The organism is Streptomyces griseoloalbus (genome assembly GCA_014650015.1).
Taxonomy (GTDB): domain Bacteria; phylum Actinomycetota; class Actinomycetes; order Streptomycetales; family Streptomycetaceae; genus Streptomyces; species Streptomyces griseoloalbus.
The window spans coordinates 154445-164945 of sequence record BMUD01000018.1; the positions used below are offsets into that span (position 1 = coordinate 154445).

Consider the following 10501-nt stretch of genomic DNA (forward strand, 5'->3'; position numbering starts at 1 on the left):
GCCGGTACCGTGAGAGACACCATGAAGACCTCTGTGAACGACTGCCTGCTCGCCCGTGCCCTCGCACGGCCCGGGACGGAAGCCGGACGACGCCGTCGCTCCGTTGCCGACCGTGCGGGACAGGGGCGTCGAGGGGTTCGTGGTCGCCCTGCGCCGCACCCGTGCCCACCCGCTCTGCGGCGGCCTGCCGCCCTGCGGCGCTTGGCGCGACGGGTGTGCCTTCCGGCGGCCCTCGTACCGCCGCCACTGAAGATCGCCGTCTTCCCGGCCACCACCTGCGGGGCCACCCGCCGGCCGGGCGCCGACCCCGCCGCCGGGCGGCCCCCGGGAGCGTGGTGACATGGACGGCGGACACACCCACACCGGTCCGGACACCGGTTCCGCACCCGGTCCGGACACCGGTTCCGCACCCGGTCCGGACACCGGTTCCGCACCCGGTCCGGACACCGGTTCCGCACCCGGTCCGGACACCCGCGTCGAGCCCGTCCCCTTCGCGCCGGGCTCCATCCTCTGGGACATCGCCGGTGACGTCCGGCTGCTGCTCTCCCTGCCGGCCGCCCTGGTGCTCCAGGTCGCCCACCCGGCGGTCGGCGCGGGCGTCGACGACCACTCCGTGTTCCGCACCGACCCCTGGGGCCGGGCCGAGCGCTCGCTGGACTCCCTGCAACTGTGGGTCTACGGCGGCGAACAGGCCCTCGAGGAGGGCCGCAGGCTCCGCCGGCTGCACAGGACCATCAGCGGTACCGACACCCGCGGCCGCGCCTACCACGCACTGACCCCCGCCCACTACGCCTGGGTGCACGCCACCGCCTACCCCGTCTTCCTCAGTGCCGCGCAGTACCTGTTCCACCCGCTCGACGAGACGGACGACCGCCGCCTCTACGACGAACTCCTCCGTCTCGGGAGCATCCTCGGCATCAACCGGCGCGACATGCCGCGGACGCCACAGGAGTTCTGGCCGTACTTCGACACGATGGTGCGTGAGGAACTGGAGAAGACGGCCGTCGTCTCGGAACTGCTCGACCCCCGACGGCCGATCCCGCCGCCGCCCGGTGCGGGCCCCTTCCTCCGCCGACTCTGGCCGGTGCTCCGCCCGCCCCTGGCGCGGCTGCACGTCTTCGTCACGACCGGCCTCCTTCCGCCCGCCGTCCGTGACCACCTCGGCCTGCCCTGGACGGCACGCGACGAGCGCAGACTGCGCCGCTTCGGGACCGTCGTGCGCACGGTGGTCCCGCTGCTGCCCGAGCGCCTGCGGTACCTGCCCAGGGCCCGCGCGGCCCGTCGCGCGGCCCGCGGATGACCCGGACCGCAAGCAGCCGGCCGCCGGTTCGCCCGTCGGGAGCCGGAACGTCGCACGGTGCACTGCGCGAGCGGCAGCAGGGCCCTCGCCCAGCACCTTCGCGTCGGGAACCCGACACGGATCCCGACGCCGGTCCCCGGACAAAGACCCCGCTCGGGCGTCCGGTCCTCGTCCCGGCCGCTGTCCACGCCGTGCCCGTACACGAACTCCCCACCGTCCTGACCTGAGACCTGGACCTCGCACGCGGGCGTCATCCGCCAGGATCCACGCCTTGCCGACCGTCAGGCCGTACGTGTCCGGCGGCAGCGTCTCGGCGTAGGCGAGGGCCTCCTCGTGCCGGCCGGCCTCGCCCAGCAGCCAGATCCGGTTCGAGCTGAACCAGGACTGGTGCTCTTCGACGAACTCGGCGCCGCGCTCGTCGAGGAGCGCCAGGGCAGCGTCATCCAGCCGTCCGGCTTCGTGCAGCAGGTGGATGGTGCCTTCGAAGAGGCAGGTGTCGTGGTAGTCGAACGTCGGGCGAGGCGGCACCCTGCTCAAGCATGCCAACAACGTGCCGCAGTGCGCCCTCGCCGTCGAGGAAGGTCCGGCGACATCGGTCCTAGGACCATCGCCTGATCAACACTCCCCACTATCTTCTCACCCTTCACGGCAGGCGGCACAGCGAAGGGCTCCCGCGGGCAAGGTGCCGGCGGGAGCCCTTCCGCTTCCGGGGACCCGGACGAACACGCGGGCGCGGAAGCGCGCCACGTCCAGCCCCATCGTGGCTGACGGGCCGACAGGTGTCGTCACCGCTTGGCCGGATTGTCTCTCGGACCCTCGCTGTCCCCCTGGTCAGACTGGTTGCCCCACGACACACGCGCACCGTCCCTGCGGTGTTCGGCTCCCGGGAGGCCCTTGATGCAGCCAGACGCGAGGCCGGATAAGAGCGGAAGGACCCCCGTGCCCGGACGGGAACGGACTCCCGCGGATCGCGTCGCCCTGCGAGGGGATCTGAGGTCCGCCGTGCCCGACGCCACAGCGGCGGTGCTGGTCACCGCGGCCGTCTTCGCGTTGTTGTACGCGCGCATGGAGTCGGGGGACTCGGACACGGTCGCGGTCATGCCGTTCATGAACGACCCCGGCACCTACTGGATGTATCTGCTCAGCCAGGCGTTCGGCTGGTCGGCACTGCTGTGGGCCTGGGGCACGGTCATGCTCGGGCTGTTGCTGTCGGGACCGCGTCCCGCCCGGCTGCCGGTCTCACGGCAGGTGCTGGAGCGCTGGCACCGCACCACGAGCCTGACCACGACGGCGCTGATGTTCGCGCACGCGCTGATGTTCGCCGCGGAACTCGTCCGTTATGAAACGAAGGTGGCCTGGGCAGAGCGACTCTGGGTGGGCTTCGCGGATACGTTCGTGCCGGGCTGGTACGACTCCGGGACCGGCCGGATCGCCATCCCGATCGGTCAGGGCGCCCTGTACCTGGCGATTCCCCTGGGGCTGTTGTTCTATGTGCGGCACCGCATCGGCGCGAACGCCTGGCGCAGGCTGCACCGCTTCGTGATCGTCGTGTACGTGCTGAGCGTGTGGCACACACTGCTCTACGGCACCAACGTCTGGTACGGCGAGTGGCCGCGTACCGTGCTGTGGCTGCTGCAACTGCCAGTGGCGGTCCTGCTGTCGCTGCGGCTGCTGCGACCCGCCCGGCGGGCCGAGCGACTGGGCGCGCCCGGGGCCCGCGACGGTGTGACCAAGTTGGGCTGGACGCTGCGCGCCGCGGGCCGGATCGCCGCCGGCGCCGTCGTCGTGGGACTCCTCCTCGTGGTGGCGTCCGGCCGGGACGGGGGGCGGGACCGTCCGGCCGAACCGCCCGCTACGGCCCCGCACGAACAGGAGACGGAATGACGGTCAGGTCCCTGCGGGGAACGGCTCCGGCGGGGAACGGCTCCTGAACTTCCCCGCCGGCTCGCTGTCGGGTGAGCACAAGGGGCACCGTGGTGCCGGCGCACCGGCGATGGGAGGATGGCCGGCGACAAAGGCGACGGCGGAACGAGGAAGCCGGTGTGAATCCGGCGCGGTCCCGCCACTGTGTTCGGCGAGCGGATCCCGACACGGCCACGGCCCCCAGCGGGCGGGAAGGCCGGGACGAGCATCGACCCGAGAGCCAGGAGACTCACGCGGTCGCCTCCTCGACGCGAACCACCGGGGCGGATCTCCCCGGAGAGAGGACCGGTGCGCCATGCCCGCCGCGCCTGACGGAGCGACGACCGACGACCCGACCGACGACCCGACCGACGAAACGGTGAGCGGTTCGGTACCGTGCCGGATCGTCGTGTGCCGGGACTGCTGCTGCGGCAGCCCCAAGGTGACCGGCGTCGACCACACGGCCCAGACCGAGCGCCTGCGCGAGGTGGCGCCGGTGCGCGTCTCCGACTGCCTCGACGTCTGCGACCAGGCCAACGTCATCGTCGTACAGCCCTCCGCCGAGGGCCGTGCCGCCGGGGGGCGGCCGGTGTGGCTGGGATTGGTCAACGACCCGGACGCGACCGAGGACATCGCCGCCTGGGTGCGCGCCGGAGGCCCCGGCGTCGCGCCCCGGCCGGAGATCCTGGACCTGTACGCCTTCGCACCGGCGAAGCGTCGCGCGGCATCCTGAACCGCCGCCGCCGCCGCCGCGTCGGCCGGACGCGCCGCGGCCGTGGTCGGGGACCGGAGCGTCGCTCGGCCGGTTGCGCGCCGGCCGGGACCGCCGCGCCCGTGCCGCGTCAGCGCGGCGGCAGGCGGCGGACGTCGGTGGGGGAGAGGGCGGGGCGGGTGCGGTCCCGGCGCGCGGGATGCCGCCGCCGGCCGGACGCGTCCCGCGCGACGTCGACTTCCCTCATCAGTTCGGGTTCCACCAGCGTGGCGTCCGGCTTCTCCCGCTTACGCGCAGCGTCGTCCGGCGCATTCGGCCGCCCTGCCCGCGGGCGGTCCGGCGGGCTCCTTCCCGCCCGTGGTCACATCAGTTCGCCTTGCCTCCCGGTGGCCCATCGGTGCCGTACAGCGCGGCTGACGCGTCCGCGTGGGCGAGCCTGCGCATCGCGCTGAACACCGCCTCGCCCAGGACGGTCCCGATCACCACGCTCTCCACGGCGTCCGCGACCGCCACCTGCCGGGCGACGTACCCGAGGTCGGCCTCGGCGACCTGCTCGGCGGCGTCGGCGTAGTCGTCGAGCACTCCGACGAACGCCGCGTGCCCCAGCCGGGCCATGGCGGCGAGTGCCTTGGACAGCTCGGCCGCGGCGGGGTCCGACGCGTGCACCCGCCAGTCGCGCCGGGAGATGAGGTCGGCGACGACGGCGTCCGCGGCCGCCGACTCGGCGTCGTCGTACGCGGCGTGCCCGGTGCCGAGGTGATCCGACGCGACGCCCAGCACGTGGTGCAGCGGCCGGTCGGGGTCGTCCACGGCCGCCAGCACGTCCGCGATCGCGGCCACCTTCAGGCCGCCCACGTCGAGAAGGGCGCGGATCAGCCGCAGCCGGCGCTCGTGCGTCTCGTCGTACGCCGCCTGGTTCGGGCTGCTCAGCTCGCCGGGAGGCAGCAGGCCCTCACGGACGTAGTACTTGATCGTCGGCACCGACACGCCGGTCTTGCGGCTCAAATCTCGGGACGTACGGGTGCCTGCGGGCTCCCACCCGATCCCGTGCCGAGGCGGCCGACACCGCCGTCGCCGACGTCCCCAAGGAGCTCGTGTCATGACCGCAGTCCTCTTCGACCTCGCCTTCTGGCTGGCCACACCCGTCTGGCTGCTCATGATCCTCGCCCCGGCGTGGGGCCCGACCGCCCGGATCGCCGGGTCACCACTGACCGTGCTGCCCGTCCTGCTCGTCTACTTCGCGCTCGCGGTGCCGGTGTTCCCCGAACTCTGGACCACGGTCAGCGATCCGAATCTCGTCGCCTTCCGCGAACTGACGGCACTCCCGGACGGCGCGGGAGCCATCTGGGCTCAGGTCATCGCCTGGGACCTCCTGATCGGGCAGTGGATGTACCGGGAGGCGCGGCGGCTGGGCATCTCCGCCTGGCTGATGGGGCCGCTGCTGATCCTCACCGTCCTGCTGTCACCCTGTGGACTGCTGGTGTTCCTGGGGCTGCGGGCGAGGTCACGACGTCTGGAACGCGACAACCGCGCGGCTGCGAGTGCCGTGCACGAGGCAGCGAAAGCCGGCTGATCCGGCTCCTCGCGGGCCTCACCGCGTCGGAGGCGGGCCAAGCCAGCGCTCCATGAACGTTTGCGCCCGCGTTGACTCGAAGGAGCTGAGCGGCGGCAAACCCTGACGTCACAGCGGGGCTGCCGACGTGACGGGCTCGGGAAACCCGAAGGGATGAACGCTGCGCGAACTCCGTCCGACGCGGCGATCGAGCCCGCACACTGCGACATGCGTATCCACATCCGTGCTCTCCGGCGGGCCTGCGCGGCGCATCGCGTACGCGGCGCCGACGCGGCCTTGCGAGAGGGCGAGGCGATGGAGGGGGGAAGGGTGGCGCAGCGGCGCACTCCGTTCGGTGACAGAGCCCGCTACTGGTTCGACAGCACGCTGGCCCGCGGTGCCGCCGCTCTCGTCGGCTGGATGGCGCTGCTGTGCCTGGCCGTCGTCGTCCCGGCCAGCGCGGTGCTGGTGTGGACCGACCCTGACGTGCCGGCGTCCCTGACGGACCGGCTGGCGAAGGTATGGCACCTCACCGGGGAGACACTGCGGCTGGGCGGTGCGACCGGTACGCCGCTGCGGGTGATGACGTCGATGCTGCTCGCACTGGTCACCCTGCTGTACGTCTCGACGCTCGTCGGCCTGATCACGACGGCGCTCACGGAGCGGCTCACCGCGTTGCGGCGGGGCCGTTCCACCGTGCTCGAACACGGGCACGCCGTGGTCCTGGGGTGGTCGGAGCAGGTCTTCACGGTGGTGAGCGAGCTGGTGGCCGCCAACGCCAACCAGCGGCGCGGCGCGGTGGCGGTGCTGGCCGACCGGGACAAGACCCTCATGGAGGAGGCACTGAGCACGAAGGTGGGCCCCGCCGGCCGTACGCGGCTGATCTGCCGCAGCGGTCCCACCACCGACCCGGCCGTGCTCCCCCTGACCAGCCCGGCCACGGCCGGTGTCGTGCTGATCCTCCCTCACGACGAGCCCCACGCCGATGCGGAGGTGGTCAAGACACTGCTGGCGCTCAGGGCGGTCCTGGCCGGAGAGAGAACCCGTCCGCCCGTCGTCGCCGCCGTCCGGGACGACCGGTACCGCCTGGCCGCCTGTCTCGCCGCCGGACCGGGCGGCATCGTCCTGGAGAGTGACACCGTCACCGCCCGGCTGATCGTCCAGGCCGCCCGCCGCCCCGGGCTCTCCCTCGTTCACCAGGAACTCCTCGACTTCGCCGGCGACGAGTTCTACCTGATCACCGAGCCGGCCCTGACCGGCCGCCCGTTCGGCGACGCGCTGCTGTCCTACCCGACGTCGAGCGTCGTCGGCATCATGCGAGGAGACACCCCCCTGCTCAACCCGCCGCCGGAGACACCCATCGCTGCGGACGACCTGCTCGTCGTCATCTCCCGCGACGACGACACGGCCTGGCTGGGCGACTGCGTGGACCTGGTCGAGGAGACGGCGATGGCATCCGGCCCTTCGACGCCCGCGCGAGCGGAGCGGGTTCTCCTGCTGGGCTGGAATCGTCGAGCACCACTCATAGTCGACCAGCTGCGACGCCGCGCCCGGCCCGGATCAGCCGTCGACGTGGTGGCGGACCAGGGTGAAGCGACGGTCCGGCAGGTGAACGAGGCCGACGCGACCAGCGGTACCGGTCTGTGCCTGACACTGCACCACGGGGACGTCACCCGACCCGAAACCCTGCGACGTCTGGACGTCTACTCCTACGACAGTGTGATCGTGCTCGGCCGGGACCCCGTCCCCGGACAGCCTCCGGACGACCCCGACAACCGCACGCTCGTCACCCTCCTGCTGCTGCGCCAACTCGAGGAAGCCACCGGGCGCGCACTGCCGGTTGTCACCGAACTGATCGACGACCGCAACCGGGCGCTGGCCCCCATCGGCCCCGGAGCCGACGTGATCATCAGTGGCACGCTCATCGGCCTGCTCATGGCGCAGATCTCCCAGAACCCGCACCTGGCAGCCGTGTTCGAGGAACTGTTCTCCGCAGACGGCACCGGTGTCCGCCTGCGGCCGGCGACCGACTATGTACTGCCCGGGCGTGAGACGTCCTTCGCCACGGTGGTGGCCGCGGCACGTCATCGAGGTGAGTGCGCCATCGGCTACCGCGGCCACGACGACTCCTCGACGAGCCCCGGCTACGGCGTGCGGGTCAATCCGCCCAAGGACGAGCGGCGCCGCTGGACGGCCGAGGACGAAGTGGTCGTCATCGGCAGGGACTGACGGACGGCTTCGCCGGGGCGGGACCGCCCTCCGGCACCGGAACACCGGTCAAGGTGGCACGCCGCAAGAAGCGGGCGGGTACGTCTGGGGTCCCGGACATCCCTCTCACCTCGTGGGGAACACGATCTCCGGCTGAATCGCGGGGGTTGCCGGCGCCCCGCACTGCTCCGGCATGACAAGCTGTGCTGGCCCACCCCCGAACCCAGGAGGTCACCATGACCGCAGAGCCCGCATCTACGGAAGGTTCGGAGCCGGCTGCCCCCGAGACGCCCCCTCTGGCGCCGGACAGCGACGGCAACTACGACCTCAAGCGCAAGTTCCGTGAAGCCCTGGCGCGCAAGCGCGGTGCGCAGACGGACGCGGCCAATGTCGCCGCCAACTCCGATGGGTCGAAGGTGCGTGCCGCGCACGGCCCGGCTGCGGGCCAGCGGTCGTTCAGGCGCAAGAGCGGCGGCTGAGTCGATCAGTCCCGCGGTCCGGCCGCTCTACCGGCACCTCGCGAGCTGTTCACTCGCGCCCGGTGGCGTAGCCGGCGGTCTCGCCCGCGGGAGGGCCCAACTGCGGCCGGCGCGGCTCGGTGGCGCCGCCGCACTGGGATTTCCGGCCAGACGTCCGGCCGCCGGCGTTGCACGGTGGCCGGGTCGTGACTGACGGCCCGGTGCCACGCCGTCGCGTCCGGCCGTTCCCCGCCGGCGTCACCACCGGAGCCGTCCGCGTCACTGATCATTCCCCCACTGCACAAGCACGAGCGGTCCGACTTGAGGCAGGACGGTCGGCTGTTGCGGAATTCAGGCCGGCAAGTACGTGGGCGCCGCTGCGCGGGGAACGACGCGGGCGCGGACACGGCGGCGCGAGGCCCTCGACAGCGCATCCTTCACCCCCGGCGACAGCTGACCGGACACGCCGATCGATGTACTCTCCGGACAACGCCCTTGACCCGCAGAAGCAGGCAGGGAGCAGACACATCGGGAGTTGGTCCATGTTCCGAACAATGTTCAAGTCCAAGATCTAGCATCTGGGCGTTTGCGCAGGTCAGAGGCATGGTAGGACCGCTCAGGTCAGCAAATGGTCAGCATCGGGTGCGAGGGCGTCCTGGCTTGCTGATCGCCGCGGCGGGGGCCTGGGCGCGGATGCCCGGCTCCTGCTCGGAAGGTGCGTCACGTGGCTCGTCAACTCGCCCGCGGTATGGGGTCGTTCTTCAAAGACTGCGGCTGTGCCAGGCCGACGCGGTGCCCGCACCCGTACACGATCCGTTTCCGTAACGGTCTGGGGAAGCAGGTCGAGGAGGGCGGGTTCGGCACGCAGGATGACGCGATCGATCGCCTCACGCAGATCTATGCGGAGAAGAACGGCGCCGTCTGTCGTGGAAGCGCGCCGGGAGCTGGGGCAGAAGACGGTCGCGGACTACGCGAAGCAGTGGCTGCCCCGCCAGCGCCGGATGACCGCATACTCCACGGGCGAGCACGTCAACAGCTCCATCAACGTCCATATCATTCCGCGCCTGGGCTCACGGAAGCTGATATCCGTAACTCCCATCTTGGTGGAGCGTTTCTTGGACGAGTTGGAGGCCGACGGTGTCGGCCGGGGCAATCAGGTCAACATCCTGCGCACCCTCAAGGCGATTCTGCGGACGCCTACGACAAGGGCGCGATGGCGGGTGACCCGATCAAGGGAGTGCAAGAGCCGGAGTACGTGCGCCAGAGGGTGGTCATTCCGGACGGCCTATCTGAAGCAGGCTCTGGCTGTCGCGGGTGACGACCTTGCTCTGGAGATCGTGATGATGGCCGGGTGCGGACTACGAAACGGCGAAGCCCGGGCCGTGAATATCCACAACATGGTGGCGGACGACGTGTACCGGGTGCACGAGCAGATCCACTCCAACACGCACCGGCCGGCGAAGCTGAAGCACCGCAAGGCGGGGGAGTTCCGCGAGGTTCCGCTACCCCGCTCGGTACGGGAGGCGATCGAACGCCATGAGGCGAAGCACGGCACGACGAAGGAGGGGTATCTGCTGCGGGGACCGAGCGGGTACTACACGGAGCCGATGGAACGCCGACGCGTCCGCACGCTCTTCAATGAACTGCCCTCAGTGGACGGGATGGGATGTACGGCTTCCGGCACTACTTCGCCTCCAACGCGCTGGGCAGCGGCATCCCGATCACCGACGTGGCCGAGTGGATGGGGCACAAGTCGATCGAGGAGACATACCGCACCTACCGGCACCTGATGCCAGGGAGCATCACCAAGGCGGCCCGGGTCCTGGACGCAGGACTCTGGGACGCGGCTTGACGCCGTGGCGAAACCCGTCGGCGCTGCCCGCTGGTTCGGCCGCACCGGCATCATTCTTAGGGGAAACGTCCCGGGTACCGCTCCCGCACACGTCGACACAGGGACGCGTAGCACCTGCGGACGATGCTGGGCCAGGCTCACCAGCATGGACTGCCGCGGGGACTGCGGCGGGTCCCGCGCTGACGGACGCGTACGGGGCCGCAGGACGGTTCGGCTACAGGTACCTGACTTCGATCTGGGCGGTCAGTGGTGGCCGCGCCGCCCGCGTCCTGGGCGGGCAGTGGATCAACGATCCTGCCCGCCGGGGCACGCTGGGCAGCGAACGCCGAGAACGGCGCAGAAAGGGTCTGTACGGTGAGCGGTGTGACTCCCGAGCTGGAAGCGACAGTTGATGACTGACGTGGCGAGTGACATCGAGGTCGGGGAGGCCGTTGTGAGTGGGGCGGGCGCCGTGGATGACGGTCTGGTCGCCGAGCTGGTGGCCCGGGCTCAGGCCGGTGGGGTGAAGCTCACCGGG

9 protein-coding genes, 2 pseudogenes and 1 riboswitch are annotated in these 10501 nt (G+C 71.3%); of the genes and pseudogenes, 9 read left to right on the top strand and 2 right to left on the bottom strand.

Annotated features, from left to right (window positions below; translation table 11 throughout):
- Window positions 1-85 precede the first annotated feature (85 nt).
- The 4 genes and pseudogenes from IE178_RS36225 to IE178_RS25655 all read left to right on the top strand — a co-directional run.
- Window positions 86-187: pseudogene (locus IE178_RS36225) on the top strand (TetR/AcrR family transcriptional regulator); the annotation flags it as partial.
- Between the two features lie 153 nt (window positions 188-340).
- Window positions 341-1300, top strand: coding sequence for an oxygenase MpaB family protein (locus IE178_RS25645; RefSeq protein ID WP_193513930.1), 960 nt, complete (start codon window positions 341-343; stop codon window positions 1298-1300).
- An 897-nt stretch (window positions 1301-2197) separates the two neighbouring features.
- Complete coding sequence (locus IE178_RS25650) at window positions 2198-3184, top strand: ferric reductase-like transmembrane domain-containing protein (RefSeq protein WP_193513931.1); 987 nt, start codon at window positions 2198-2200, stop codon at window positions 3182-3184.
- A 120-nt stretch (window positions 3185-3304) separates the two neighbouring features.
- Window positions 3305-3454, top strand: a riboswitch (cobalamin riboswitch).
- A 64-nt stretch (window positions 3455-3518) separates the two neighbouring features.
- Window positions 3519-3935: a (2Fe-2S) ferredoxin domain-containing protein gene (locus IE178_RS25655; protein ID WP_318280240.1), complete on the top strand. Its 417-nt coding sequence runs from the start codon at window positions 3519-3521 to the stop codon at window positions 3933-3935.
- 109 nt (window positions 3936-4044) lie between these two features.
- Here the strand turns inward: IE178_RS25655 and IE178_RS25660 are convergent, their stop codons facing one another.
- Together IE178_RS25660 and IE178_RS25665 are read right to left on the bottom strand one after the other, a co-directional pair.
- On the bottom strand, window positions 4045-4161 hold the full coding sequence (locus IE178_RS25660) for an ATP-dependent DNA ligase (RefSeq protein ID WP_193513932.1): 117 nt from the start codon (window positions 4159-4161) through the stop codon (window positions 4045-4047).
- Window positions 4162-4280: 119 nt separating this feature from the next.
- Entirely contained in the window at window positions 4281-4919 is a 639-nt protein-coding gene (locus IE178_RS25665; protein WP_318280241.1) for a MerR family transcriptional regulator, read from the bottom strand.
- 94 nt (window positions 4920-5013) lie between these two features.
- Between IE178_RS25665 and IE178_RS25670 the strand changes: the two genes are divergently transcribed.
- From IE178_RS25670 to IE178_RS36235, 5 genes and pseudogenes are all read left to right on the top strand, one after another.
- A complete protein-coding gene (locus tag IE178_RS25670; protein ID WP_193513934.1) occupies window positions 5014-5487 on the top strand; it encodes an ABA4-like family protein in 474 nt (157 codons plus the stop codon).
- A 309-nt stretch (window positions 5488-5796) separates the two neighbouring features.
- Complete coding sequence (locus IE178_RS25675) at window positions 5797-7695, top strand: CASTOR/POLLUX-related putative ion channel (protein WP_193513935.1); 1899 nt, start codon at window positions 5797-5799, stop codon at window positions 7693-7695.
- A gap of 215 nt (window positions 7696-7910) precedes the next feature.
- On the top strand, window positions 7911-8153 hold the full coding sequence (locus IE178_RS25680) for a DUF5302 domain-containing protein (RefSeq protein ID WP_193513936.1): 243 nt from the start codon (window positions 7911-7913) through the stop codon (window positions 8151-8153).
- A 980-nt stretch (window positions 8154-9133) separates the two neighbouring features.
- Window positions 9134-9199, top strand: a pseudogene (locus tag IE178_RS36230) (hypothetical protein); the annotation flags it as partial.
- Window positions 9200-9798: 599 nt separating this feature from the next.
- Window positions 9799-9984 (top strand): tyrosine-type recombinase/integrase, encoded by a 186-nt coding sequence (locus IE178_RS36235; protein ID WP_318280242.1) that lies wholly within the window; start codon window positions 9799-9801, stop codon window positions 9982-9984.
- The last annotated feature ends 517 nt before the right edge of the window (window positions 9985-10501 follow it).

Coding starts and splice junctions, on each gene's coding strand:
- IE178_RS25650 (WP_193513931.1), top strand. CDS start 2,198: ATGCAGCCAGACGCGAGGCCGGATAAGAGCGGAAGGACCCCCGTGCCC.
- IE178_RS25655 (WP_318280240.1), top strand. CDS start 3,519: ATGCCCGCCGCGCCTGACGGAGCGACGACCGACGACCCGACCGACGAC.
- IE178_RS25670 (WP_193513934.1), top strand. CDS start 5,014: ATGACCGCAGTCCTCTTCGACCTCGCCTTCTGGCTGGCCACACCCGTC.
- IE178_RS36235 (WP_318280242.1), top strand. CDS start 9,799: ATGTACGGCTTCCGGCACTACTTCGCCTCCAACGCGCTGGGCAGCGGC.
- IE178_RS25660 (WP_193513932.1), bottom strand. CDS start 4,161: ATGAGGGAAGTCGACGTCGCGCGGGACGCGTCCGGCCGGCGGCGGCAT.
- IE178_RS25680 (WP_193513936.1), top strand. CDS start 7,911: ATGACCGCAGAGCCCGCATCTACGGAAGGTTCGGAGCCGGCTGCCCCC.
- IE178_RS25645 (WP_193513930.1), top strand. CDS start 341: ATGGACGGCGGACACACCCACACCGGTCCGGACACCGGTTCCGCACCC.